Source organism: Enterobacter soli ATCC BAA-2102 (assembly GCF_001654845.1).
Taxonomy (GTDB): Bacteria; Pseudomonadota; Gammaproteobacteria; order Enterobacterales; family Enterobacteriaceae; genus Enterobacter; species Enterobacter soli.
Genome location: NZ_LXES01000040.1, coordinates 95179 through 120986, shown reverse-complemented (window position 1 = coordinate 120986; position 25808 = coordinate 95179). Strand labels below are relative to the sequence as shown.

Genomic DNA, 25808 nt, shown 5'->3' with positions numbered 1-25808 from the left:
ATGCATAGATTGCACTGTGAAAACGCACAATCAGAATTTGTAGGTCACACCCACTGAGAAGATACCGGACCAGGATTTGTCGACCATCGGGCTATCTTTCACTTCATCGCTCAGACGCACATAGCGGCCAGTGCCGTACACACTCCAGTCACCGAGGAAGTTATAGCTTGCGGTGAGTTCCAGGTACGGATCCCAGCCGTCATCAGCGCCATAGGTTTTCAGGCCGCTACGACGAGATTCGTTTTTGGACACGCCATAATAGTAGTCGTTGTAGTTCTCACTGCTGTACTGCACACCGATACCTGGCGTCAGGGTCAGTCCGCCATTGGTGTAGCGGTACAGCCAGGCCAGATCCCAGATAAAGCCGTTGCTGTTATCCAGCGTGTCGCCTGCCAGCGCGGTACGCAGGAAACCATACTGAGTGTTATGCACGTAAGAAAGCCCGGCCATCATGGAGCTTTTACGTTTGTCGAGGCGGCGCAACTGGTTGTTATCACTATCGCCTGGTTTGAAGTGCATTGGATCGTAGTACGCCATGATAGAGAGTTTGTCGGCGTTATCGTTCCACAGATAGTAGCCGCCGCCCAGGCCGTGGAACCAGAAGTTATCGCCTTCATAGGTCACGACCGGAACCGGATAAATATCGCGGTCATACTGTTTGTACGGGCTGTTAATCACGCCTACGCCCGCGCCAACAGTCCACTGATCCTCCGCCTGCGCGGTGCTAACTGAGGTGGCGGCCAATAAGCCTAATGCCAGAAGTTTGAGTTTGGTCACAATCCATTCTTTCCTGTAGTCAAATAATCAGCGGGTGCAGTGTAACCGCCCTTCCCCTACAACCCAAAATTTTTTGCCTGCTAATGAGTTTGATAAACCCGGTATTTTCCATTTTTCAGATGACCGCCCGCTTTCATTTATGTGACGACAGGATGAAAAGCGCAAAAATGCCTTATAACAAAGGCGGAAATTTTTGGATGAGTTATTGATATGTCATTGAAATTAGATTTTGCCGACATGCAAGTTTTGCAAATGCCATCTACGCTTTAATTTAAGAGGAGAAATTCCTGAGTGCCTTGTGATTCCTGGCGACCGACCTGGCACACAGGTTGCTGCTCTGGCATTACGGTGCGAGAAATTCTCTTCCGGGAGCCTCCACTACTCATACGAACGGCTCTTATCCTGTGCTAAAAAACGAAAGGACGGCATGCCATGAATATATTCGATCACTATCGCCAGCGCTATGAAGCTGCCAAGGACGAAGAGTTCACACTGCAGGAGTTTCTTACCATCTGTCGGCAAGATCGCAGTGCCTATGCCAATGCGGCAGAACGGCTATTGATGGCTATTGGTGAGCCAAACATGGTTGATACTGCCCTGGAGCCACGGCTTTCCCGTCTCTTTTCGAATCGGGTGGTCGCCCGATATCCGGCGTTTGAAGAGTTCTATGGTATGGAAGATGCCATTGAACAAATCGTCTCCTATCTGAAACATGCCGCTCAGGGTCTGGAAGAGAAGAAACAGATCCTCTATTTATTAGGCCCTGTGGGTGGCGGTAAATCGTCGCTGGCCGAACGTCTTAAAGCGCTGATGCAGCGCGTGCCTATTTATGTGCTGAGCGCCAACGGTGAACGCAGCCCGGTTAACGACCATCCGCTGTGCCTGTTCAACCCGCAGGAAGATGCGCAGATTCTGGATAAAGAGTTTGGCATCCCGCACCGCTATCTCGGCACCATCATGTCGCCGTGGGCAGCGAAACGTCTCCACGAGTTTGGTGGCGATATCACCAAATTCCGCGTCGTGAAGGTGTGGCCTTCTATTCTGGAGCAGATTGCCATCGCCAAAACGGAACCAGGTGATGAGAACAACCAGGACATCTCTGCTCTGGTCGGTAAAGTCGATATCCGTAAACTGGAAAACTACGCGCAAAACGACCCGGATGCCTACGGCTACTCGGGCGCGCTGTGCCGTTCAAACCAGGGGATTATGGAATTCGTCGAGATGTTTAAAGCACCGATTAAAGTGCTGCATCCCTTGCTGACCGCCACCCAGGAAGGGAACTACAACGGGACGGAAGGTATTTCCGCCCTGCCGTTCAACGGGATTATCCTGGCTCACTCGAACGAATCCGAATGGGTCACTTTCCGTAATAACAAAAACAATGAGGCGTTTCTTGACCGTGTGTACATCGTCAAAGTGCCTTATTGCCTGCGGATCTCTGAAGAGATCAAAATTTACGAAAAACTGCTCAACCACAGTGAGCTGGTTCATGCACCTTGCGCCCCGGGGACACTGGAAACGCTGTCGCGCTTCTCTATCCTCTCGCGCCTGAAAGAACCTGAAAACTCCAGCATTTACTCGAAAATGCGTGTCTATGATGGCGAAAGCCTGAAAGACACCGATCCAAAAGCGAAGTCCTACCAGGAATACCGGGACTACGCCGGGGTCGACGAAGGGATGAATGGTCTGTCCACGCGTTTCGCGTTTAAGATCCTCTCCCGCGTGTTTAACTTCGACCATGCGGAAGTGGCTGCGAACCCGGTTCATCTGTTCTATGTGCTGGAGCAGCAGATTGAACGTGAACAGTTCCCGCAAGAGCAAGCCGAACGTTACCTTGAGTTCCTTAAAGGCTATCTGATCCCGAAATATGCCGAGTTCATTGGCAAAGAGATCCAGACAGCTTATCTGGAATCTTACTCGGAATACGGTCAGAACATTTTCGACCGCTATGTGACCTATGCTGACTTCTGGATCCAGGATCAGGAGTATCGCGACCCGGATACCGGCCAGCTGTTTGACCGTGAATCCCTGAACGCAGAACTGGAAAAAATTGAGAAGCCGGCGGGGATCAGCAATCCGAAAGATTTCCGTAATGAGATAGTCAACTTCGTGCTGCGTGCAAGAGCGCACAACAGCGGGCGGAATCCGAACTGGACCAGCTATGAAAAACTGCGCACGGTTATCGAGAAGAAAATGTTCTCTAATACCGAAGAGCTGTTGCCGGTCATTTCGTTTAACGCCAAAACCTCAACCGATGAGCAGAAAAAACACGACGACTTTGTCGACCGTATGATGGAGAAAGGCTATACCCGCAAACAGGTTCGCCTGCTGTGTGAATGGTATCTGCGCGTACGCAAATCGTCTTAACACAAGTGCCCGGTAGCGCCTGCGCTTACCGGGCCTACAAAAAATGTCCGGCATTTCAGGACACTGCAAGTTGGCAAATGCAGTACGGGGGGTATATGACCTGGTTTATTGACCGGCGTCTTAACGGCAAAAACAAGAGCACGGTGAATCGCCAGCGGTTCTTGCGCCGTTATAAAGCGCAAATTAAACAGTCGATCTCCGAAGCCATCAACAAGCGTTCGGTGACTGACGTCGATAGCGGTGAATCCGTTTCGATCCCGACGGATGACATTAGCGAACCGATGTTCCATCAGGGACGCGGCGGCCTGCGCCATCGTGTCCATCCAGGTAATGACCACTTCGTTCAGAATGACAGAATCGAACGCCCGCAAGGTGGCGGCGGTGGTTCGGGAAGCGGTCAGGGACAGGCCAGCCAGGACGGCGAAGGTCAGGATGAATTTGTTTTCCAGATTTCGAAAGATGAGTATCTCGATCTGCTCTTTGAAGATTTGGCTCTGCCGAATCTAAAAAAGAACCAGCATCGTCAATTGAACGAGTACAAAACCCATCGTGCGGGCTACACCGCCAACGGTGTGCCTGCCAATATCAGCGTCGTGCGTTCATTGCAGAACTCACTGGCGCGACGTACGGCGATGACGGCAGGGAAACGTCGTGAACTGCGCGAACTGGAAACCAGCCTGAAAGTGGTTGAGAACACCGAGCCCGCGCAACTTCTTGAAGAGGAACGCCTGCGTAGAGAGATTGCCGAGTTACGTGCGAAGATCGACCGGGTGCCGTTTATCGACACCTTTGACCTGCGTTACAAGAACTACGAGAAGCGCCCGGAGCCGTCCAGCCAGGCGGTGATGTTCTGTCTGATGGACGTTTCAGGCTCAATGGATCAGGCCACGAAGGATATGGCCAAACGTTTTTATATCCTGCTCTATCTGTTCCTGAGCAGAACCTATAAGAACGTGGAAGTGGTTTATATTCGCCACCATACGCAGGCAAAAGAGGTGGACGAGCACGAGTTCTTCTACTCGCAGGAAACCGGGGGCACTATCGTATCAAGCGCCCTGAAACTGATGGATGAAGTCGTGAAAGAACGCTATGACCCGGCGCAGTGGAACATCTATGCAGCGCAGGCGTCCGATGGCGATAACTGGGCAGATGACTCACCGCTGTGTCATGAAATTCTGGCGAAGAAAATTCTGCCCGTGGTGCGGTACTACAGCTATATCGAAATTACCCGGCGCGCCCACCAGACACTGTGGCGTGAATATGAACACTTACAGTCGATGTTCGACAACTTTGCCATGCAGCACATCCGCGATCAGGATGATATCTACCCAGTGTTCAGGGAGCTGTTCCACAAACAATCCACTACCAGCAACGCGTAATCCAACAGCCAGCGACATCGCTGGCTGTTTTCTTTATGCGCTTACATTAAGACAATCCAGCCGCTGGTTAATCAAGATGGTACAGTTTCGGCCGCTATTTTTGCCTTTATACAGAGCCATATCCGCCCGCTCCAACACTTCCCGTAGCGGTTCATCCCGGTGGACTCGCGTTAACCCCGCCGAGAATGTAATGCGAATACGGTGTTCACCCGACATGGTTTCCACTGCGGCAATCGCCCGGCGAAGCCGTTCTGCCGCGACGGTCGCTGCACGCTCGCTCCCGGCCTGAAGCAGGATAATAAACTCTTCGCCCCCATAGCGATAAACGGACTCATCGCGACGAATATGGTCTTCCAGATTAATCGCCAGCGTTCGCAACACCATGTCACCCACTAAGTGGCCATAGGTATCGTTAATCTTTTTAAAATGATCGACATCGAGCAGCAGGAGATATAACCCATTTTCACTGTACTGGGCATTCATGCTGTCAAAAGACTCGTCCAGAATTCGGCGCAGGGGCAGCCCTGTCAGCGCATCGTAGCTGGTTCGCAATTGCAGTAAATGCACTTTATACCGCGTCAGCGAATCAGTGAATGCCAGTAGCGCGGTTTCAAACAGATCGAAATGACGCTGCCGCTGCGACGCACATTCCAGATCCGTAATAAGCTGACGGCAGGCCTGATGCACCGCGATATGTTTTTTATTAATATCGAGAAGGTAATTTCTGTCCACGCCTTCCGCTGCGAGCTGTTCATTCAGCCAGCCTCCGAATTCGCAGTGATTATGTGCCTCACCGCAGGTGATTTCTGGCAGTTCAACATCTCGGCTGGCCACAAAACGTAGCACCTTCACCAGCCATTTGAAGTGGGCATCGGTCGCACGATTCAGCCCCCGAACAATTGCGTCTATCTCCTTGTATTTCCTGTTCATTACTTCACCACTCCTGTGATAATACCGGAGCTTGATAATAACAAACTGAATTTCAACTTTTGTCACTCTGCGTATATAACCGCCAATTCTGAGGTACGCACCGGCGAAAAAATCTGTGTTAATGTACAACGCTGCGATTGGCATAAAACAGGTAAAACGCGATGTCGGATGAAGTAAAAGGTACTGATACCCACCAGCAACTTATCGCATTATTAACTCAGCAACAGGCGCAGTTTCGCGTGGTGGAACATGACGCGGTGGGAAAATGCGAAGCAGTAAGCGAAATCCGCGGAACCGATCTTGGGCAGGGCGCAAAAGCGCTGGTCTGTAAAGTGAAGGGAAATGGCGTTAAAAAGCACGTGCTGGCGATCCTTGCCGCCGATCAACAGGCCGACCTCAGCCAGCTTGCCAGCCATTTTGGTGGGCTTAAAGCATCTCTGGCCAGCCCGGCGGAAGTGGATAACCTGACAGCCTGCGTCTTCGGCGCTATACCGCCTTTTAGCTTCCACCCGGATCTGACGCTGGTCGCCGACCCGCTGCTGTTCGAGCGTTTTGACGAGATCGCCTTTAACGCGGGGTTACTGGAGAAATCCGTGATTATGGATACCCAGGATTACCTGCGCATCGCCCGGCCTGAGCTGGTTGCTTTTCGGAAAATATAACGACTGAGGCTGGCTAATCAGTCAGCCATGTTTTTCCAGAAAAATAACGGACGCCACCAGAATGATTGCAATGGTAAAAAACGAAGACGAGATAATCAGCGTTTCGACAAACATTTGATCGTTCATCATGTATACCCTTTTGCTGTGACTGGTTCTTTTTTATCCTCCGCAAATGACAGTCACATGACAGCGATAAGATCTTTTTATAAAAGCTGTTTGCCGGAATTTTTACGCGTAAAGTAAGCAGGCTTACTTTTTTTGGCAAGGATGAAACATGTTTGACCCTACCCTGTTAATTCTTATGGGGCTCGCTGCACTGGGCTTTATTAGCCATAACACCACGGTTGCCGTCTCAATACTGGTGCTTATTATCGTGCGCGTCACCCCGCTAAATACCTTTTTCCCCTGGATTGAAAAACAAGGCCTGACGGTCGGGATTATCATTCTGACGATTGGAGTGATGGCGCCGATTGCCAGCGGCACGCTCCCGGCATCGACGCTGCTGCATTCGTTTGTGAACTGGAAATCGCTGGTTGCCATTGCCGTCGGTATTTTTGTCTCCTGGCTTGGCGGGCGCGGGGTAACGCTGATGAGTTCCCAGCCATCGCTGGTCGCCGGGCTTCTGGTGGGAACCGTCCTGGGCGTGGCTCTGTTCCGCGGCGTGCCGGTTGGCCCGCTGATTGCCGCAGGCCTGGTGTCACTCTTTATTGGGAAGTCCTAGAAAGCCCCGCCACATAGCGGGCAGGCGTTTGCCCTAACCCTTTTCTGAACATCGTGATAAACGCGGTGGTGGAGTCATAGCCAAGCGACTGCGCCACCTGCTGCACGGATCGCCCGCTAATCAGCAGCTGTAGCGCCACAATGAGCTGCAACTGATGCCGCCAGCGACGAAAGCTCAGCCCGGTTTCTTTTACCACCAGCCGCGCCAGGTTGCGTTCGCTCATCGCAAAGTGGTGCGCCCATTGCGCCAGAGTCTGCCACTCGGCGGGCTCCTCGGCCATTCGTTCACTCATAAAGCGGATTTTAGGATGCGGTGATACTGGCAGTTGCAGGTGTTCCTGCGGCTGTTGCAGCAGTTCGTCAAACAGCACGTCAACCAGCCGTGACGTGGCCGGTAACTGAAGTTCTTCCCGGGTTCGTGAAGCAAGCGACAAGATAAGCTCCCGCACCAGCGGCGATATTTTGAGCGTACAGCAGCGGTCCGGCAGGCTGACCGCACCGGGTTCGATAAACAAAAAACAGAGCTGGGCGCTTGGCGTGGCTTTATTGCTGTGGGGAACCTGACCCGGGATCCACACTGCATACTGCGGTGGCACCATCAGCATGGCGTTTTCAACTTCACACGTAATTGCGCCGCCTAACGCCAGTATCAACTGCCCTTTGCGGTGCTGGTGTTGCGGTATGTGTTGCTCTTCTGCGACAACACGAATTCGAAACGCCACCGCAGCATCATGCTGGCTGTCGGGGTCGTAACCATCAAGTCCCAGGCCGATCATAAAGTTGTCCGATATTAGCGATAAACTGTCATTTTAGCTTGATTTCAACACGCAAAAAAATCGGTATCGTGTGCCCTCGCCTCAACGCTAGAGAAAATAATGACGACTGCTGATATTCGACCTTCAGGGAAACAGGGAGCACTGCTGATCGCAGGCATCCTGATGATTGCCACTACGCTGCGCGTGACCTTTACCGGCGCGGCCCCCTTACTTGACACTATTCGCCATGATTACGGTCTGAGCACCGCACAAACCGGCCTTCTCACCACGCTTCCGCTGCTGGCGTTTGCGTTAATCTCCCCGCTGGCTGCGGGTCTTGCCCGGCGTATTGGCATGGAGCGAAGCCTTTTTGTCTCTCTGCTGCTGATTTGTGCCGGTATTGGCATTCGCTCTTTGCCTTCGGCTGCGCTGCTGTTTACCGGCACCGCGATTATTGGCTGCGGTATTGCGCTTGGAAACGTGTTGCTGCCCGGGCTTATCAAACGTGATTTCCCAGGCCAGGTCGCCAGGTTAACCGGCGCTTACTCGCTGACCATGGGCGCATCAGCAGCGCTTGGTTCTGCGCTGATTGTTCCGCTGTCACTGGGAGAGGCAGGATGGCACGGGGCGTTACTCATGCTGATAGCCTTCCCGCTGGTGGCCTTGCTGCTCTGGCTGCCGCAGTGGCGACGCACTCCTGTTGCCACGGTGACCGGTGCCGGGGCGCTGCATAACCGCGCCATCTGGCGCTCTGCCCTCGCCTGGCAGGTCACCTTATTCCTTGGCATCAACTCACTGATTTATTACGTCATCATCGGCTGGCTACCTGCCATTTTGCAAAGCCACGGCTACAGCGAAACGCAGGCAGGCTCCATGCATGGCGTGTTACAACTTGCCACCGCAGTACCAGGGCTGGCCGTGCCGCTGATCCTTCATCGTCTGAAAGATCAGCGAGGGATCGCAGGATGCGTGGCGTTGATGTGCGCTGTTAGCGCGGCAGGTTTCTGGTTTGCCCCCGGACTCGCCCTCGTCTGGACAGTGGTGTTTGGCTTTGGCTCAGGCGCCACGATGATCCTCGGCCTGACGTTTATCGGCCTGCGCGCCAGCTCGGCGCACCAGGCAGCGGCATTGTCGGGGATGGCACAGTCGATTGGTTATCTGCTGGCAGCGTGCGGCCCACCGCTGATGGGGAAAATTCACGATTCGGCGGGCGACTGGCGAATTCCGTTGATGGCCTGTGCACTCGCCTCCATCGTGATGGCCGGATGCGGCGTGCTTGCCGGGCGCGATCGGGAAATCACACCCCGCTAAGCACAGGGCAGACCGGGAGGTCTGCCTTTCTTTACCCACGCGCTGCGCGCAGCATGGCCTGCGCCAGCACCACAGGACGGCCGTCCAGTGCCGCGCGTTCGTGCTGGAACAGAGTGATCACAAAGAACGGATGCGTGACCAGCTCTGCCGCGCGGATCTCGCCCTGCTCGTCCCAGCCCGTGACGCGCATATCGCCACTTTCAAGTTCCTGGGCGAATTCTGGCGAGACGCCGTAGTTGCAGTGATACCCTTCCTCAATCTCAGGTTTGCCGTAGGCTTTTGCGATAAGCGTATTGTTGCGCAGTTCGATGGCGTCGGTTTTTTCCACCAGCGAACAGGTTAATGGTGCAATCACCATCGTCCCTTCGGTATCGGTTTCCGCATGTCCGGCGTCATCCCAGCCCAGCACGTTGCGGGCATACTCAATCAGCGCGTGCTGGAACCCACCGCATGTCCCAAGGAATGGCACGCTGTTTTCACGTGCATAACGCGCGGCAATAAAAGCGGCTTCGGCATTTTTATACGGGCTTGCAGGAACCAGCCAGATGGCATCGTAACCCACCAGGTCTTCCGGGCTGGTTAATTCCGTTGTGGCAAGCCAGTCATAATCGGCGGTGAGTTCAAGTACAGCGGCAGCGTCATCAATTGCCAGCGGGATCGCCTGATGCGCAATCACGTCGGGATTGTAATCGCCAACCAGGGCAATACGCAGCGTGGTTTTAACCGGGGAGAGTTCCATGAAAGGTTCCTTATGCCAGAGTATTATCAGATAACATAAGGAACCTCAGACTACCGATCTTTTGCAATAATCACAATACCTTAAAATTAGTTGGTAAAAACCGTAGTGCTATAGTATGTAGGCCGACACATCATGGAGAGAGACGATGATTCAATGCAAACGTGTATACGCCGAGGCGAGCTCAGAGGACGGTTATCGGGTTCTGGTAGACAGAATATGGCCGCGCGGGATCAAAAAAACAGACCTCGCCTGCGATGAATGGTGTAAAACGCTCACGCCGTCGAACGAGCTGCGCAAAGCGTTTCACAGTGAAGCGATTGATTTTGACGCCTTCAGTCAGGCGTATCGGGAAGAGCTGGCGCAGCATCAGGATGAAGGGCTCCGCCTGGCCGAACGGGCAAAAAAACAGACCGTCACGCTGCTGTATGGCGCTAAGAATACGCAGCAGAATCACGCGCTGGTGTTAGCCGACTGGCTGCGCCATCTAAAAATCAGCTGATCGCCAGCTCGTTGTGGGTTTGCGGCGCTTCGTCAGGCTGAAGTGGCATCAGGTGTTCGGGGCGCACAAACGCAAAACCATGCTGATTGTCGAAGGCGTAGACATCCCCCGTCACCAGCCAAAGCGCACGGTCGGCTGTCGCCGGCAGCTGGGTCATTACGCCGTTTACCGGGTTCACAAAACGTAAACCCGGCTGGCACAGACCAAACAGCTCAACAGATTTACCGATATTACGACGACCAGCAGTGGTACGCGCGCCAATAATCATGGCCAGGCTGCCCGGTTTTAACTGAAACATACTTCTCTCGCAGTGAGTATTGTTAGGTAAGAATAATCCTAAAGAGAAGTGTATCGCAGTCCTTATACTGCTGTCACCTGGCAGGTTGCGGGTGGTCGCGACGATACAGATCCCATTCATCAATCACTTCGCCGCCCGGTAATTTGCACTCCGTGCGTACCCCTTGCGGGCTTTGCACCGGAACCTGAACGCCCCCTTTTTGCAGGCAGTAAACCGAGGCAGGATTAGCCATCCCCACCTGCGGTGGTTTTGGGGCGTCTGGTGGCGTTGCTGTTGAACAGGCCGCAAGCGGCAGCATCAGCGCAAGTAACAGATATCTCATTCTTTATCCTTTTTTTATTTACGAAACCTTAGCCTAATCAACTGGCGCTATTTTCTCCATGATTTCTCCATTAAACCTGCACTTTTCAACTTTATAGTGTGCTGGTTCTCGATATGACCAGAGAACATCATTCCGTAATCAAGATGTCTTTGCCCCGGTCTCAACAACGGGGCTTTTTTTTGCCCTTTTTCCCGCCCCCCGCCTCAACCAGAAATATATTAAATTTTGTATATTCATGTTTTACTATCGCTGGAGCCGAAAATTTCAGCATAACATGCAGATGCAGACGTCTTCTGCATGGGAGTCTACCTACGTCATGTCGGATATTATCCTTGCCCGTGTTTCAGAAACTCTCGCGACGGAACAATCCCTGGAAAGTCTGGTACGTCAGTTACTGGAGATGCTGGAGATTGTGACCGAAATGGAGTCGACCTATCTGACGAAGGTCGATATCAGCGCGCGATTGCAGCATATTTTGTATGCCCGTAACAGCAAGCAGATGCAGATCCCAGAGGGGCTGAGCGTTCCCTGGGGTGACACGCTGTGCAAGCGCGCGATTGATAGCGATACGATTTTCAGTAACGAGGTGGCTGAACGCTGGGCAGACTGTGATGCCGCAAAAGCACTCGGTATCACCACTTACATGAGTATTCCCATCCATCTGGCTGACGGTTCGCTTTACGGCACACTGTGTGCAACCAGTACCGAGAAAAAACAACTCAGCGAGCGCGGCGAGCAGGTGTTGAGACTGTTTGCCGGATTGATTTCCCAGTACATCCAGAAAGAATCCCTGGTCGCTCAGTTGCGCGAAGCCAATGCGGCCCTGATCGCCCACTCGTATACGGACGCCCTCACCGGCTTACCTAACCGTCGTGCTATTTTTGAAAACCTCACTACCCTGTTTTCACTGGCGCGCCACCTTAATCGCACTGCCATTATCGCCTTTATCGACCTGGACAACTTTAAACTGATTAATGACCATTACGGGCATGAAACGGGCGATCAATTTTTAGTTGAGGTGGGCAAAAGGCTGACTCAGGAACAGACTCAGGACGAAATCATCGGCCGACTGGGTGGAGATGAGTTTCTGGTTGCCAGCCTGAGTAAAGGTGAAAACGAAAGTGACGACACGCAGATAAACGTGCTCAAAACCCGTATCAGCGCCCGGATAGCCGGGGAATACTGGCTTGGAAACGTCCATATTGTCTATCCTGGAGCCAGTCTTGGCGTGGTGGAAGTTGACCCCAGCAGCACGGATGCCGACAGCGCATTACGCGCCGCAGACGTTGAGATGTATCAGGATAAAAAAGGAAAAAGCAAAACACGCTTTCTCACTCTGGATTAACCCCGTACACTCTACGGCGTTATGTAAACCGAGACAGGTGATGGTATGAGAATTGGAATACTCTTTCCGGTCGTTATTTTTATAACGGCAGTGGTTTTTTTAGCATGGTTTTTCGTCGGCGGTTATGCCGCCCCGGGGGCGTAAATGAGAAAAACAACCATCATTATGTTGATCATTGCCATCGTGGCCGTTGCCGGAACCCACTTTGGCTGGTGGTAATGCTGCCCAGTAAAAAGGCCGCCATCAGGCAGCCTTTTTTAACGCTTGTCAGGTTTAGCTTTTGATTTTTCTGTAGATAAACAGAACAACCAGCGCGCCAATCACCGCAACGGCAAAGCTGCCAAAGTTGAAACCATCAACTTTACCAAAACCGAAGAGGGTGCTAATCCAGCCCCCAACGACCGCACCCACTATCCCCAGTACTACGGTTACAATAAAACCACCGCCATCTTTGCCTGGCATAATCCACTTCGCCAGAATCCCCGCAATCAGCCCAAAGATAATCCAGGATATGATTCCCATAGTCTTCCTCTCTGTATGGTTTTTTTGTCATTAAATCAACGACACAGAAAGGATAGCACAGGATGCATAAAAGGAAATTTGTGATAAGCATCACGAATGCCATTTTGTTGGGTAAAGCATTCTTTACATGCCAGCCACAAGACGCGGGAACACCTCTTTTGGAAACACACAATAAACGCGGGGTTGCATCTTTTGTTGAGAAAGATTATCTTTCTCAACACTGAATAGTTGAGCAAAACACTCAGGTATTCAGTACGACATTGCTCACATTGCTTCCAGTATTTCTTGCCCACTTTTTAGTGGGCTTTTTTTTGCTTTTAGCACGCCCCTTCTCTGGCTGACCTGCGCAAAACCAATGCAATTTACCGTTTATTCCCGCGGAGTTTGGCGCTATCCTTAGCGGCCTGTGCACAAAGGAATGTCTTTGATAACATGAACGTATCAAGCAAGTTTGTGATTTGCCTTAACCTTGTTTCTGCCAGCACGCTGCTGTTGTTGCTGTCTGCCAGGTTTGAGTGGTTCTGAACCGCCAACGCCCGGGCGGTTCCCCTGCCCGGCGTTCAGACCTTTTCTTCCTCGTACACCCTGATCTCCTCTTTAGGTTTTGAGAGCAGGAATTTAATGAACTCAACATACGAAACGGGTTTACCGAAATAGTACCCTTGCAACAGGTTGATTTGATTGCGGTTCAGATATTCTAACTGCTCTTTTGTTTCAACGCCTTCCGCCACAATGCTTAACGACAATTTCTTTGCTATCTCAATCACACAGTCCAGCAGAATAGTTGAATCTTTCTGTTCCGATACCCGGCTGACAAAACTTTTATCGATTTTGATATAGTCAATGGCCAGCGCATCGAGGCATGACAGCCCTGAATAACCGGTACCAAAATCGTCCAGAGCAATCACAAACCCCGAATTATGCAGCGTATTAAGATTTTCGATGAGTTCAGGGTTGTCGAGCAAGGGCTCCCGCTCGGTCACTTCCAGAACCAGCTTGATCTTTTTCCCCTTGAACCCCTGGCCAAAGGTGTTGCAGTCCCCGATAAATGTCGGGGAATTAATATGCCGGGCGCTAATATTCACCCCAATATGAAATCCATCCGGTAATTTCGGAAGCAACGGTTTTAGCTGGCTGACCACTTTTTCCATCAGCCCCTTCGTCAGCGGGATGATTAACCCACTGCGCTCAGCAATAGGAATAAACACGTCAGGGGGAATATAGCCTGATTTCGGATGTTTCCACCTGGCCAGCACCTCAACACCGTATAGCCCACCGGTCTTGCCATTCATAATCGGTTGATAGAAAGGCACGATGTCGCCTCTGATGATGGCTTTGCGCAGGTCCTCTTCAAAGGTGGTGCTTTTACCTGCATAGCGGCGCCACAAAATACCCACCGCAACGGAGAGGATAAAGACCAACAGCATCAGGCTCCACCCCTGCTGGGCCAGCCGCGTCATATCAAAGAACGCAGGGGCCTGCCAGGCCATGCTGAAAGGAAAGAGTGCTGATGACGCAAGCGTTGTCGATGGTTGCGACGTCGGCAGCGGGCTAACATCACCCGTGCGCGCAAGCTGCTGTTTATTCACCACCAGCGCCAGGTTTTCGGATGTCCCTGCGATCACGTCACGCAAATGAGCATCGCTGACACTAATGATGACCCGCCCACCAGGTATCGGACGCTGGAAAACAAGCACCGGGACACCATTAATTAATCGGTTCCCGGGCAACAGAATTAATTTTTCGTCCGGTAAAGTTTCGGGATGAATAATTAACACCCCATTACCCGGCAAAGAGGTACACATAATAGTACCGCCCTGCTCGATCATAATTGCGCGCAGATGGGGTTTAAGCGCAGCCTCTGTACCTAATTCCAGTTGCCCACCGCTGGTACAGCCCTGCGCCGCAACGCGTTGTGCAGTATCAGCTGCATTCACCGCTTCATTGAGGATGGCATCGATTTTAAAGGTGCTGGACCTGGCTGCCCCGGCGGAGTTTAACGTCGCCATGTGCCACAGCTGCCAGTTGATTGTCAGCATTCCCGCCAGAAAGAGGAAGACTGCACTCAGGATTGGGATAAAAGCGTTGCGCACGATTTTTCCTTAGAAAAGAAAAAACAAGCATTTAGTTATGTTGAATTAGAGGGTTAGGCTAACTCAGCGCCGCTTATGAAGATAAATACAGCATAGCTGAGATCTCACCCACGAGCCTCGGGGAAACAGGAAAACTGATAGCGCCATCGCGGAACAAAACGCCATCCCGTAAAGTAACCTACCGTTATTACCAGGCTTGTGCCTTTTACTGCCTGTGTTAAGATTCTGAAAATCAGGAGGCAGAAAGGACGCAGAAAAAAATGAAGAAGATCATTGCGGTTTCGCTCATTGCAACCTTTCTGGTCCTTCTCTCTTTTTATGCTGTGAATGCCATTATTCTGGAGCAACAGAAAAACAAGCAGCTTGAGATTTCAAATACCCTCCTGCAATACTCCGAAGGTTTATCCCAAAGCGTAGCAACCGCACTAAAAAGCGTGACCACACAGGGATGTGATAAAGCAAGCCTGGATAATTACCGAAAGTTAAAACTTGATAGTCTCTACTTCGGTGATATTGGTTTTATTGAGAACGGTAAAATTGCCTGTACCGCCTTCTGGGGAAAACTGACCACGCCCGTTAGCCTTCCTTCTGAATTACATAAAACGTCCAATGGTTTTATCCTGGCGCAGTTCTCGCAAAAAGATTTCTTTACCGGTAATGCGGCGATTTACAACAATATTATTATATTCACCTCACGCTATGCCTACGATAAATTTACCCCGGTCACCGCAAGCTACTCGTTAAGCTCAACCACCAAAGACTTTGGCAGAACATTTTTCACCGTCAATCCGGTTATCGCAAAAAGCAGCTGGCTACCCTCTCGATTCTTTACCCTGACGATTACCCAGTGCAGCTCACGGTGGGATTTATGTGTGATTGTAAAGCATCATGATGCGGGTCTGGCGTCGTTATCCATAGCCATATTTATCCTGCTGACGGTCGTCTTATACTTTATCTGGATATCCATTTCGCTCTATTCGTTTCGGCTTTACGAAGACCGTTTCTCGCTAGAAAAGACGCTGGTCAAAGCCGTGAAAGCGAATACCATCGGCGTGCACTACCAGCCCATCGTCCGTCCGGGTGATAAAAAAATCGTCGGCGTTGAGGTGCTTTCCCGCTGGCAGGACAGTAACGCTATGGATGTATCACCCGAACTCTTTATCCCTCTCATTGAGAAGTTCGGGCTTTATGATAATTATTACACCAACATCATTAAGAAATCTTTCGCTGAGATATCCAGCCTCGCGAATGAACATCAGCTATTAATTTCATTGAACGTCGGACGTATCGAAATTGAAGACGGGATGTTCAGTAAAATTTTGCGCCGGGAGTGCCTGCTCAACAACATTCCGTTGTCGCTGATAAAAATCGAGCTTTCTGAAAAAGCAGTTGCCCACCACGATATTCTTATTGATTTCTGTAAAGAGTTGAAATCAGTGGGGGTTAAAATATCTATCGATGATTTCGGCGTACAAAACTCGAATATTGCACGGCTGGCCAACCTCGAATATGACGAAATTAAAATAGACAAATCTCTCGTAGATGGCATTAATGAAAGCTATAAAAAAGATATCTTCCTTATCTTTTGCGATGCACTGTTAAAACTGAATAAAACGCTCGTTTTTGAAGGGGTGGAGAATGAAACACAATATGCGTTTATCTCTGAACGCTACCGAGACTCACTGATCCAGGGCTGGTATTTTTCAAAATCACTCAGCCGAGATGAACTGGCGAAAATCCTCACAGGCTCAGTCGACTCCCCCAACCGCTAGCGTAACGGGGTAACAGCGCGTCCAGTTGTAATTGATTCGCACCAGTTTGAGTTTTCCTGCAACCTCGCCGTACTGCTGTGATTCACGCGCGAGGAAGAACGACCTCAAAGACTCGGGTAAACGTTCTGCTCCATAGCGAAGCAGGGTCGTATGCCAGAATGGCGCGGGTAACGGTGTTTTCGCGTGGCGCAGCAGCAACTCGTCTTTCCAGGAGGAATTCAGGATCTGCTCGCAAAAAGTCTGGCGAAGTGCTGGCGCGGGATTTTCGGGTATTCCGGCGAGCAGTAACTGCCCCGGCAGCGCCACCAGTCGTAAATCCCGGATAGTGATAGTTTGCCCCTCAAAAGGTGGCCAGGCCCCAATCAGGCGATCTATCTTCGCGGGTAACGGTTCATTTTCTTCATATAACGGCAGCGTCAGCGGCACAAACGTGAAATGAAAACCACTCACCGGTTGAAGATCGGCCAGGCTGTCGTTTCGGGTCAAAGAATGGAGTTCACTGAACAGCGCTTTAATGAGGCCAGACATCTGCGGCTGAAAACCGGTCGCCAGCGCAAATTTCTGCGGTGCATAATACGCTTGTATCGGGTTGCCAGGATCGATACTCTCACGCCAAATCGCCCGCGTTTTCAGGTTGGTTGAGCTGTAGAGGTTGTCTAACTCAGGCATTTGCATTTCATATTCCAACAATAAAGCCGTCATATTCAGGCTGTAGATTAGCCTGGCAAAACCACTCATTTGGTAAAAACGTGAAACTATCTTTAGCGGTTCCCTTGATACTCTTTTTCCTGACGCTGATGTTTGCCCTGTTCGTCAAACAGCCTTCTTCGCACGTTGTACGAAAAAAATGCCTGTGGTCCGATAGCGTCATGCTGAGCTGCATAGCAAAACATCAGGGCAAAGCGTTTTAAGCGTACGGCACGGCACTTTTGCCGTTACTCGTTACCCCATTGATTCAGGAAGTTGGCGATGTCATCAATGCGCAACACATTAATGCCAGCTTCACTGGCCATCTCTTGCTGCGCTTCTTCGCTGATTTCTTCGTTGTTCATTAAACGGGTCAGCAGCAGCTGGAAATAGTTCGCAAGCGAGTCACGCTCCGCCTCGCTCACCGTGTCCGCGGCTTCAGTCGAATACTCATCTACGATGTCGTAGTATTTCAGGGGGATGTCGTTGTTCATCTTGTCTCTCATCTGACGATTAGCGGGTTCTACACTGCGCATCTTAAGGGTAAACGCCTGCTTCTTACAGATAAACGACACGAAAAAAAACGGGAACCCATCGGCTCCCGTTCTTGTTTAACCCAGCGAGTGGATTACATGTTCGCGATAATCGCGTCGCCAAACTCTGAACATTTCAGTAGTTTAGCGCCTTCCATCAGACGCTCGAAGTCATAGGTGACGGTTTTCGCGTTAATCGCGCCTTCCATACCTTTAACGATCAGGTCTGCGGCTTCGAACCATTCCATGTGACGCAGCATCATTTCTGCGGACAGGATGATAGAGCCTGGGTTCACTTTGTCCTGGCCTGCATATTTAGGCGCAGTACCGTGGGTCGCTTCAAACAGCGCGCACTCGTCGCCAATGTTCGCGCCAGGGGCAATACCGATACCGCCAACTTGCGCCGCCAGGGCGTCAGAGATGTAGTCACCGTTCAGGTTCATACAGGCGATCACATCGTACTCAGCAGGACGCAGCAGGATCTGTTGCAGGAACGCATCGGCGATCACATCTTTAATGATGATCTCTTTGCCGGTGTTCGGGTTCTTAATCTTCTGCCATGGGCCGCCGTCGATCAGCTCGCCGCCGAACTCTTCGGTCGCCAACTGGTAGCCCCAGTCTTTGAACGCGCCTTCGGTGAACTTCATGATGTTGCCTTTGTGAACCAGAGTCACAGAGTCACGGTCGTTGGTGATTGCGTATTCGATTGCTGCACGCACCAGACGCTTGGTCCCTTCTTCGGAGCACGGCTTGATGCCGATACCGCAATGTTCAGGGAAGCGGATTTTCTTCACGCCCATCTCTTCGCGCAGGAATTTGATCACTTTTTCTGCGTCGGCAGAGTCAGCTTTCCATTCGATACCTGCGTAGATGTCTTCTGAGTTTTCACGGAAGATAACCATATCGGTCAGTTCCGGGTGTTTCACCGGGCTTGGGGTGCCCTGGTAGTAACGCACAGGACGCAGACACACATACAGATCCAGTTCCTGACGCAGAGCCACGTTCAGGGAACGGATACCGCCGCCGACTGGGGTGGTCAGTGGGCCTTTAATAGCAACACGGTAATCGCGGATCAGGTCCAGCGTTTCTGCTGGCAGCCAAACGTCCTGGCCATAAACTTGAGTAGATTTTTCACCGGTGTAAATTTCCATCCAGGAAATTTTACGCTCGCCTTTGTAGGCTTTCTCAACAGCGGCATCAACCACTTTCAGCATTGCAGGAGTAACGTCTACACCGATACCGTCACCTTCGATGAACGGGATTACCGGGTTGTTTGGAACGTTAATTTTGCCGTTTTGCAGGGTGATCTTTTTACCTTCCGCCGGAACAACTACTTTGCTTTCCATTAACCTCTCCTTCGAGCGCTTCTGGTTGTTACTGATCTTATGTTAATAAATTGTAATGAGCCTTTCGATAGTACCTGATTGTCTGCCGCCATGAAAGGTCTTCGTTATTAGGCTATAATGCGGCAATTGATAGAGCCTGAAAATACCATGAAGAAAACTTCTTTTAGAAATCACCGGGTTGAGCGATTCAGCTCACGACAAGACACCAGAAGAAAGCAAGAAACCCAGCCAAAGCGGGTGATTCTGTTCAATAAACCCTACGATGTTTTGCCGCAGTTTACCGATGAAGCCGGGCGCGGCACGTTGAAAGACTACATCCCCGTGCAGGGTGTCTACGCCGCCGGGCGTCTGGACCGTGACAGCGAAGGGTTACTGGTGTTAACCAACGACGGCGGGCTTCAGGCGCGCCTGACGCAGCCGGGTAAACGCACGGGTAAAATCTACTTTGTCCAGGTTGAAGGTGAACCCGACGAAGAAACGCTGGCCAGATTACGCACGGGCGTAACCTTAAATGATGGCCCCACCCTGCCCGCGGGTGTTGAGCTTGTGAGCGAGCCGGAGTGGCTCTGGCCGCGCAATCCCCCCATTCGTGAACGTAAAGCCATTCCCACCAGTTGGTTGAAAATCACCCTGTATGAGGGACGTAACCGCCAGGTCCGTCGCATGACGGCCCACGTAGGTTTCCCGACCCTGCGCCTTATTCGTTACGCAATGGGCGACTACACTCTGGATACTCTCGCGAACGGCGAATGGCGAGACGTTGCCCCTTAAAGGAGAAAACATGTTTAAACCTCATGTCACCGTTGCTTGTGTGGTGCACGCGCAGGGTAAATTCCTGGTCGTTGAAGAAACCATCAACGGAAAAGCGCTCTGGAACCAGCCTGCCGGCCATCTGGAAGCGGACGAAACACTGGTTGAGGCGGCACGCCGCGAGCTGTGGGAAGAGACAGGTATTCATGCAGATCCGCAGCATTTCATTCGTCTGCATCAGTGGATTGCCCCCGATCGCACACCGTTCCTGCGCTTCTTATTTGCCATTGAGCTTAGCGAAACGTGCGCCACTGAACCGCATGATGACGATATCGATCGCTGCCTGTGGGTCACTGCCGACGAGATCCTGAACGCGCCAAACCTGCGTTCACCGCTGGTTGCTGAGAGCATTCGTTGTTATCAGAACGGAAACCGGCTGCCGCTTGAGATCGTTGCAGAATTTAACTGGCCGTTTACAGAGGGTGTCAATGGTGGGGGCGCGTGATAGAATACGCCGCCTTGAAGTTCAATGTCGTGAGTATTCCATGTCAGATAACAGCCAGAAAAAAGTGATCGTCGGCATGTCCGGCGGTGTCGATTCCTCCGTTTCCGCCTACCTGTTGCAACAACAGGGCTATAAGGTGGAGGGCCTGTTCATGAAGAACTGGGAGGAAGACGATGGCGAGGAATACTGTACAGCCGCAGCGGATCTCGCCGATGCGCAGGCCGTGTGCGATAAGCTCGGCATCGAACTGCATACCGTTAACTTTGCCGCAGAATACTGGGACAACGTGTTTGAACTCTTCCTTGAAGAGTACAAAGCCGGCCGTACCCCAAACCCGGATATTCTGTGCAACAAAGAGATCAAATTTAAAGCCTTCCTGGAATTCGCCGCAGAAGATCTGGGCGCAGATTACATTGCGACCGGGCACTACGTGCGTCGCGCAGATGTGAATGGCAAAAGCCAGCTGCTGCGTGGCCTGGATGGCAACAAAGATCAGAGCTACTTCCTTTACACACTCAGCCACGAGCAGATTGCCCAGAGTCTGTTCCCGGTCGGCGAGCTGGAAAAACCAGAAGTGCGTAAAATTGCCGAAGAGCTTGATCTCATCACCGCGAAGAAAAAAGATTCCACCGGCATCTGTTTTATCGGCGAGCGTAAATTCCGTGAGTTCCTCGGTCGCTACCTGCCTGCCCAGCCGGGTAAAATTGTCACCGTTGACGGTGAAGAGATTGGCCAGCATCAGGGTCTGATGTACCACACCCTCGGCCAGCGTAAAGGTCTGGGAATCGGCGGTACCAAAGAAGGTAGCGAAGATCCGTGGTACGTCGTCGACAAAGATGTCGAAAACAATATCCTGATCGTGGCTCAGGGCCATGATCACCCGCGCCTGATGTCCGTTGGCCTTATTGCCCAACAGCTGCACTGGGTGGATCGTGAGCCGGTAACCGGCACGCTGCGTTGCACTGTAAAAACGCGTTACCGTCAGACCGATATTCCTTGCACTGTTACCGCACTGGATGACGATCGTATCGAAGTGCGTTTCGACGAACCTGTTGCTGCCGTCACCCCGGGTCAGTCTGCCGTTTTCTATAGCGGTGAAATTTGCCTGGGTGGTGGGATCATCGAACAGCGCCTGCCGCTGCCCGCTGTTTAACAGCGATTGCACACATAAAGGAGAACGTGTGGCGAAGAATTATTACGACATCACCCTGGCGCTGGCGGGAATTTGCCAGTCGGCCCGTCTGGTGCAACAGCTTGCGCATCAGGGTCATTGCGACGCTGATGCCCTGCACGTTTCACTGAACAGCGTAATTGACCTTAACCCTGGCTCTACGCTGGGTGTTTTCGGTGGCAGTGAAACCAATCTTCGCCTCGGTCTTGAGACGCTGCTCGGCGTTCTTAACGCCAGCAACCGTCAGGGTCTAAACGCGGAACTGACCCGTTACACGTTAAGCCTGATGGTACTTGAACGAAAATTAAATGCAGCCAAAGGGGCTCTGGATACCCTCGGCGACCGCATTGGCGGGTTACAGCGTCAGCTCGATCACTTCGATCTGCAATCTGAAACCCTGCTGAGCGCCATGGCAGGCATCTATGTTGATGTGGTAAGCCCGCTGGGGCCGCGCATCCAGGTCACCGGCTCCCCTGCCGTGTTGCAAAGTCCACAAGTGCAGGCAAAGGTTCGCGCCTCGTTGCTGGCTGGCATTCGTGCTGCCGTTCTGTGGCATCAGGTCGGCGGTGGCCGCCTGCAATTAATGTTTTCTCGTAATCGCCTGACAACTCAGGCAAAACAAATTCTTGCTCATTGTTAACCTCCCGGAGTTGCGAATTATGGAATTATCCTCACTGACCGCCGTTTCCCCTGTCGACGGACGCTACGGCGATAAAGTCAGCGCGCTGCGCGGGATCTTCAGCGAATATGGTCTGCTGAAGTTCCGTGTACAGGTTGAAGTACGCTGGCTGCAAAAGCTGGCCGCCCAGGCAGCAATCAAGGAAGTTCCTGCTTTTGACGCCCAGGCAAACGATTACCTTGATAAAATCATTGCTGACTTCAACGAAGAAGATGCCGCGCGCATTAAAACCATCGAACGCACCACCAACCATGACGTGAAAGCGGTTGAGTATTTCCTGAAAGAGAAAGTGGCCGCCGTGCCTGCTCTGCACGCGGTGTCTGAATTCATTCACTTCGCCTGCACATCAGAAGATATCAACAACCTGTCTCACGCGCTGATGCTCTCTACCGCGCGCAAAGACGTGGTTCTGCCTTACTGGCGCAAAATCATCGATGCAGTAAAAGCCCTGACCGTTGAATATCGTGATATTCCGCTGCTTTCCCGTACTCACGGCCAGCCAGCTACCCCATCCACCATGGGTAAAGAGATGGCAAACGTGGCGTACCGTATGGAGCGCCAGTACCGCCAGCTGGAGCAAGTTGAAATTCTGGGTAAAATCAACGGTGCGGTCGGTAACTACAACGCCCACATCGCCGCTTACCCTGAAGTTGACTGGCACCAGTTCAGCGAAGAGTTCGTCACTTCTCTGGGTATTCAGTGGAACCCGTACACGACACAGATTGAGCCGCACGACTACATCGCCGAGCTGTTTGATTGCATCGCGCGTTTCAACACCATTCTGATCGACTTCGATCGTGACGTGTGGGGTTACATCGCACTGAACCACTTCAAGCAGAAAACCATCGCCGGCGAAATCGGCTCTTCCACCATGCCGCATAAAGTGAACCCAATTGACTTCGAAAACTCCGAAGGCAACCTGGGCCTGGCAAACGCCGTACTGCAACATATGGCGAGCAAACTGCCGGTTTCTCGCTGGCAGCGTGACCTGACCGACTCCACCGTTCTGCGTAACCTGGGCGTGGGTATCGGCTATGCGCTGATCGCTTACCAGTCCACCCTGAAAGGCGTGAGCAAACTGGAAGTGAACCGCGACCGTCTGCTGGACGAGCTGGATCACAACTGGGAAGTCCTGGCAGAGCCAATCCAGACCGTTATGCGTCGTTACGGCATTGAAAAGCCATACGAAAAACTGAAAGAACTGACCCGCGGTAAGCGCGTTGACGCTGAAGGCATGAAACAGTTTATCGACAGCCTGCCACTGCCGGAAGAAGAGAAGACTCGCCTGAAAGAGATGACCCCGGCGAATTACATCGGTCGCGCCATCACTATGGTTGATGAACTGAAGTAATCCTCCCTCTACCCTCTTTCCGCCCGGAAAGAGGGTTGCTTTTCCCCGGTTTAATAAATGTTTATCCCCACAACAACATAATCGGCGTTAAACTATTCATACCATTAATTTAGGGAGAAGAGATGATGCGCGTATTGGTTGTTGAGGATAATGCATTGCTACGCCATCACCTGAAAGTACAACTTCAGGAGATGGGACATCAGGTGGACGATGCCGAAGATGCAAAAGAAGCCGATTATTATCTCAATGAACACCTGCCGGATATTGCCATCGTCGATTTAGGATTGCCGGATGAAGATGGTCTGTCGCTGATCCGCCGCTGGCGCAGCCATGACGTGTCGCTTCCGGTTCTGGTGCTGACCGCCCGCGAAGGCTGGCAGGATAAAGTCGAAGTGCTCAGTGCTGGCGCAGATGACTACGTAACCAAGCCGTTCCATATTGAAGAAGTGGCCGCGCGGATGCAGGCGCTGTTGCGTCGTAACAGCGGGCTGGCATCGCAGGTTATCTCTATTCCACCCTTCCAGGTTGATCTCTCACGCCGTGAATTTTCCATTCATGACGAGGTCATCAAACTCACCGCGTTTGAGTACACCATCATGGAAACGCTGATCCGCAATAGCGGTAAAGTGGTGAGCAAAGATTCGCTGATGCTCCAGCTTTATCCGGATGCCGAGCTGCGTGAGAGCCACACCATTGATGTGCTGATGGGGCGTTTACGTAAGAAAATTCAGGCCCAGTATCCACAGGATGTGATAACCACCGTTCGTGGTCAGGGTTATCTGTTCGAATTACGCTAAATGAAAGGGATACTCCGCCACATTTTACCCCTCTCGCTGCGGGTTCGTTTTCTGCTGGCAACCGCCGCCGTTGTGCTGGTGCTCTCCTTGTCTTATGGCATGGTTGCCCTGGTCGGGTATAGCGTAAGTTTTGATAAAACCACGTTTCGCCTGCTGCGCGGTGAAAGTAATCTGTTTTACACCCTGGCGAAGTGGGAAGATAACCACATCAGCGTGGACATGCCGGAAAACCTGAATCAGCAAAGCCCCACCATGGCGCTGATTTACAACGAAAAGGGTAAGTTACTGTGGGCACAGCGTGATGTTCCCTGGCTTGTCCAGCGCATCCGCCCTGAGTGGCTCAAAACCAACGGCTTTCATGAAATAGAAGCCGATCTTAACGCCTCCAGCACCTTGATCCGTAACGATCTCTCCCTTCAGCAGAAGCTCGATGAGATCCGTGCAGATGATAACGAAACGGAGATGACCCACTCCGTCGCCATTAACCTGTATCCTGCGACAACCCAAATGCCGCAGCTGACTATCGTGGTGATCGACACCATTCCGGTTGAACTGAAACGTTCCTATATGGTGTGGAGCTGGTTCATTTACGTTCTGGCTGCCAACCTGTTGCTGGTCATCCCCCTGCTTTGGCTGGCCGCCTGGTGGAGCCTGCGCCCTATAGAATCGCTGGCGAAAGAGGTGCGTGAACTGGAAGAGCATCACCGTGAGAAGCTCAACCCGGACACCACCCGTGAACTGACAAGCCTGGTGCGCAACCTTAACCGCCTGCTGAAAAGCGAGCGCGAGCGCTACGATAAATACCGCACCACCCTCACTGACCTTACACACAGCCTGAAAACACCGCTCGCCGTGATGCAAAGCACGTTGCGATCAATGCGCAGCGCAAAGCTGAGCGTCGATGACGCCGAGCCGGTGATGCTTGAGCAGATCAGCCGTATTTCACAGCAAATCGGCTATTACCTGCATCGTGCCAGTATGCGTTCAGGTAGCGCATTGCTAAGCCGTGAACTGCATCCGGTTGCCCCACTGCTGGATAACCTCACCTCCGCGCTGAATAAGGTTTATCAACGCAAAGGGGTCAATATCAGCCTCGATATTTCCCCGGAAATCAGCTTTGTGGGTGAGAAAAATGATTTTATGGAAGTGATGGGGAACCTGCTCGACAACGCGTGCAAATATTGCCTGGAATTTGTTGAGGTGTCTGCCCGACAGACAGAAAACGAACTGCATATTATTGTTGAGGATGACGGCCCGGGAATTCCACGCAATAAACGCGATGTCGTTTTTGACCGCGGACAACGTGCCGACACGCTGCGCCCGGGACAGGGCGTTGGCTTATCCGTCGCGCTGGAGATTGTTGATCAATACGATGGCAAGATTGAAACCGGCGAAAGCTTGCTGGGTGGCGCGCGAATGGAAGTTATTTTTGGTCGTCAACAACCCACATTGAACGATAGTTAATCCGTTATGCGAAAAATGCGAGGATCTCGCACCC

30 protein-coding genes are annotated in these 25808 nt (G+C 51.9%); 18 read left to right on the top strand and 12 right to left on the bottom strand.

Going from position 1 to position 25808, the window contains the following annotated elements:
- Nucleotides 1-30: 30 nt before the first annotated feature.
- Nucleotides 31-777: a MipA/OmpV family protein gene (locus tag M987_RS14475; protein ID WP_014069848.1), complete on the bottom strand. Its 747-nt coding sequence runs from the start codon at nucleotides 775-777 to the stop codon at nucleotides 31-33.
- Nucleotides 778-1209: 432 nt separating this feature from the next.
- On the opposite strand from M987_RS14475, the gene yeaG reads away from it, so the two are divergent.
- Together yeaG and M987_RS14465 are read left to right on the top strand one after the other, a co-directional pair.
- Nucleotides 1210-3144: a protein kinase YeaG gene (yeaG, locus tag M987_RS14470; RefSeq protein WP_014069847.1), complete on the top strand. Its 1935-nt coding sequence runs from the start codon at nucleotides 1210-1212 to the stop codon at nucleotides 3142-3144.
- A 95-nt stretch (nucleotides 3145-3239) separates the two neighbouring features.
- Nucleotides 3240-4523 carry a YeaH/YhbH family protein gene (locus tag M987_RS14465; RefSeq protein ID WP_041162043.1) on the top strand — a complete coding sequence of 428 codons (1284 nt, stop codon included), beginning with the start codon at nucleotides 3240-3242 and terminating at the stop codon, nucleotides 4521-4523.
- Nucleotides 4524-4556: 33 nt separating this feature from the next.
- Here M987_RS14465 and M987_RS14460 read toward each other — a convergent pair whose 3' ends face one another.
- Nucleotides 4557-5453: a diguanylate cyclase gene (locus tag M987_RS14460; protein WP_014069845.1), complete on the bottom strand. Its 897-nt coding sequence runs from the start codon at nucleotides 5451-5453 to the stop codon at nucleotides 4557-4559.
- A 161-nt stretch (nucleotides 5454-5614) separates the two neighbouring features.
- Here M987_RS14460 and M987_RS14455 point away from each other — a divergent pair, with 161 nt between their 5' ends.
- Nucleotides 5615-6115 (top strand): YbaK/prolyl-tRNA synthetase associated domain-containing protein, encoded by a 501-nt coding sequence (locus M987_RS14455; protein ID WP_014069844.1) that lies wholly within the window; start codon nucleotides 5615-5617, stop codon nucleotides 6113-6115.
- A gap of 21 nt (nucleotides 6116-6136) precedes the next feature.
- Here the strand turns inward: M987_RS14455 and yoaI are convergent, their stop codons facing one another.
- The gene (gene yoaI, locus M987_RS25060) at nucleotides 6137-6241 is read right to left on the bottom strand and encodes a small membrane protein YoaI (protein ID WP_088201837.1); all 105 of its coding nucleotides are present in this window, start codon (nucleotides 6239-6241) and stop codon (nucleotides 6137-6139) included.
- Between the two features lie 148 nt (nucleotides 6242-6389).
- Here yoaI and M987_RS14450 point away from each other — a divergent pair, with 148 nt between their 5' ends.
- Entirely contained in the window at nucleotides 6390-6836 is a 447-nt protein-coding gene (locus M987_RS14450; RefSeq protein ID WP_014069842.1) for a DUF441 domain-containing protein, read from the top strand.
- Here M987_RS14450 and M987_RS14445 read toward each other — a convergent pair.
- Entirely contained in the window at nucleotides 6820-7611 is a 792-nt protein-coding gene (locus M987_RS14445; protein ID WP_014069841.1) for an AraC family transcriptional regulator, read from the bottom strand. The genes M987_RS14450 and M987_RS14445 overlap by 17 nt on opposite strands.
- 99 nt (nucleotides 7612-7710) lie before the next feature.
- On the opposite strand from M987_RS14445, the gene M987_RS14440 reads away from it, so the two are divergent.
- A complete protein-coding gene (locus M987_RS14440; RefSeq protein ID WP_014069840.1) occupies nucleotides 7711-8901 on the top strand; it encodes a CynX/NimT family MFS transporter in 1191 nt (396 codons plus the stop codon).
- A gap of 31 nt (nucleotides 8902-8932) precedes the next feature.
- Here the strand turns inward: M987_RS14440 and M987_RS14435 are convergent, their stop codons facing one another.
- Nucleotides 8933-9640, bottom strand: a complete 708-nt coding sequence (locus M987_RS14435; protein ID WP_014069839.1) for a CTP synthase C-terminal region-related (seleno)protein — start codon at nucleotides 9638-9640, stop codon at nucleotides 8933-8935.
- A gap of 145 nt (nucleotides 9641-9785) precedes the next feature.
- Here M987_RS14435 and M987_RS14430 point away from each other — a divergent pair, with 145 nt between their 5' ends.
- Nucleotides 9786-10139, top strand: coding sequence for a DUF488 domain-containing protein (locus M987_RS14430; protein ID WP_014069838.1), 354 nt, complete (start codon nucleotides 9786-9788; stop codon nucleotides 10137-10139).
- Here the strand turns inward: M987_RS14430 and M987_RS14425 are convergent.
- Nucleotides 10132-10437, bottom strand: a complete 306-nt coding sequence (locus tag M987_RS14425; RefSeq protein ID WP_014069837.1) for a hypothetical protein — start codon at nucleotides 10435-10437, stop codon at nucleotides 10132-10134. The genes M987_RS14430 and M987_RS14425 overlap by 8 nt on opposite strands.
- A gap of 73 nt (nucleotides 10438-10510) precedes the next feature.
- A complete protein-coding gene (locus tag M987_RS24495; protein WP_014069836.1) occupies nucleotides 10511-10759 on the bottom strand; it encodes a putative hemolysin in 249 nt (82 codons plus the stop codon).
- 316 nt (nucleotides 10760-11075) lie between these two features.
- Here M987_RS24495 and M987_RS14415 point away from each other — a divergent pair, with 316 nt between their 5' ends.
- From M987_RS14415 to yoaJ, 3 genes are read left to right on the top strand one after another with little or no spacing between them, the layout of a single operon-like run.
- Entirely contained in the window at nucleotides 11076-12104 is a 1029-nt protein-coding gene (locus M987_RS14415) for a sensor domain-containing diguanylate cyclase (protein WP_041162215.1), read from the top strand.
- A gap of 45 nt (nucleotides 12105-12149) precedes the next feature.
- Nucleotides 12150-12248: a YoaK family small membrane protein gene (locus M987_RS24685; protein WP_014883431.1), complete on the top strand. Its 99-nt coding sequence runs from the start codon at nucleotides 12150-12152 to the stop codon at nucleotides 12246-12248.
- Complete coding sequence (gene yoaJ, locus M987_RS25280) at nucleotides 12249-12323, top strand: protein YoaJ (protein WP_071881291.1); 75 nt, start codon at nucleotides 12249-12251, stop codon at nucleotides 12321-12323.
- Nucleotides 12324-12377: 54 nt separating this feature from the next.
- On the opposite strand, the gene M987_RS14410 is transcribed toward yoaJ, so the two are convergent.
- On the bottom strand, nucleotides 12378-12626 hold the full coding sequence (locus M987_RS14410) for a GlsB/YeaQ/YmgE family stress response membrane protein (protein WP_014069834.1): 249 nt from the start codon (nucleotides 12624-12626) through the stop codon (nucleotides 12378-12380).
- Between the two features lie 432 nt (nucleotides 12627-13058).
- Between M987_RS14410 and yncL the strand changes: the two genes are divergently transcribed.
- Nucleotides 13059-13151, top strand: coding sequence for a stress response membrane protein YncL (gene yncL, locus M987_RS23985; protein ID WP_071881227.1), 93 nt, complete (start codon nucleotides 13059-13061; stop codon nucleotides 13149-13151).
- Nucleotides 13152-13186: 35 nt separating this feature from the next.
- Here yncL and M987_RS14405 read toward each other — a convergent pair whose 3' ends face one another.
- Complete coding sequence (locus M987_RS14405) at nucleotides 13187-14719, bottom strand: EAL domain-containing protein (protein WP_014069833.1); 1533 nt, start codon at nucleotides 14717-14719, stop codon at nucleotides 13187-13189.
- Between the two features lie 260 nt (nucleotides 14720-14979).
- On the opposite strand from M987_RS14405, the gene M987_RS14400 reads away from it, so the two are divergent.
- Nucleotides 14980-16491, top strand: coding sequence for an EAL domain-containing protein (locus M987_RS14400; RefSeq protein WP_014069832.1), 1512 nt, complete (start codon nucleotides 14980-14982; stop codon nucleotides 16489-16491).
- Here the strand turns inward: M987_RS14400 and M987_RS14395 are convergent.
- The 3 genes from M987_RS14395 to icd form a co-directional block, all read right to left on the bottom strand.
- Nucleotides 16468-17166 carry a hypothetical protein gene (locus M987_RS14395; protein ID WP_014069831.1) on the bottom strand — a complete coding sequence of 233 codons (699 nt, stop codon included), beginning with the start codon at nucleotides 17164-17166 and terminating at the stop codon, nucleotides 16468-16470. The two genes, M987_RS14400 and M987_RS14395, sit on opposite strands and share 24 nt — an antisense overlap.
- A 260-nt stretch (nucleotides 17167-17426) precedes the next feature.
- Nucleotides 17427-17672 (bottom strand): YmjA family protein, encoded by a 246-nt coding sequence (locus M987_RS14390; RefSeq protein ID WP_014069830.1) that lies wholly within the window; start codon nucleotides 17670-17672, stop codon nucleotides 17427-17429.
- A gap of 134 nt (nucleotides 17673-17806) precedes the next feature.
- On the bottom strand, nucleotides 17807-19057 hold the full coding sequence (icd, locus tag M987_RS14385) for an NADP-dependent isocitrate dehydrogenase (protein WP_014069829.1): 1251 nt from the start codon (nucleotides 19055-19057) through the stop codon (nucleotides 17807-17809).
- 117 nt (nucleotides 19058-19174) lie between these two features.
- Between icd and rluE the strand changes: the two genes are divergently transcribed.
- The 7 genes from rluE (at nucleotide 19175) to phoQ (ending at nucleotide 25774) form a co-directional block, all read left to right on the top strand.
- Entirely contained in the window at nucleotides 19175-19828 is a 654-nt protein-coding gene (gene rluE, locus M987_RS14380) for a 23S rRNA pseudouridine(2457) synthase RluE (RefSeq protein WP_014069828.1), read from the top strand.
- Between the two features lie 10 nt (nucleotides 19829-19838).
- Nucleotides 19839-20312 (top strand): NUDIX hydrolase, encoded by a 474-nt coding sequence (locus M987_RS14375; protein ID WP_014069827.1) that lies wholly within the window; start codon nucleotides 19839-19841, stop codon nucleotides 20310-20312.
- 40 nt (nucleotides 20313-20352) lie between these two features.
- Nucleotides 20353-21465: a tRNA 2-thiouridine(34) synthase MnmA gene (gene mnmA, locus M987_RS14370; RefSeq protein ID WP_041162214.1), complete on the top strand. Its 1113-nt coding sequence runs from the start codon at nucleotides 20353-20355 to the stop codon at nucleotides 21463-21465.
- Nucleotides 21466-21493: 28 nt separating this feature from the next.
- Nucleotides 21494-22123: a high frequency lysogenization protein HflD gene (hflD, locus tag M987_RS14365; protein ID WP_014069825.1), complete on the top strand. Its 630-nt coding sequence runs from the start codon at nucleotides 21494-21496 to the stop codon at nucleotides 22121-22123.
- Nucleotides 22124-22142: 19 nt separating this feature from the next.
- Nucleotides 22143-23513: an adenylosuccinate lyase gene (gene purB / locus M987_RS14360; protein ID WP_014069824.1), complete on the top strand. Its 1371-nt coding sequence runs from the start codon at nucleotides 22143-22145 to the stop codon at nucleotides 23511-23513.
- A 125-nt stretch (nucleotides 23514-23638) separates the two neighbouring features.
- Nucleotides 23639-24310, top strand: a complete 672-nt coding sequence (phoP, locus tag M987_RS14355; RefSeq protein ID WP_041162042.1) for a two-component system response regulator PhoP — start codon at nucleotides 23639-23641, stop codon at nucleotides 24308-24310.
- Entirely contained in the window at nucleotides 24311-25774 is a 1464-nt protein-coding gene (gene phoQ / locus M987_RS14350; RefSeq protein WP_014069822.1) for a two-component system sensor histidine kinase PhoQ, read from the top strand.
- The last annotated feature ends 34 nt before the right edge of the window (nucleotides 25775-25808 follow it).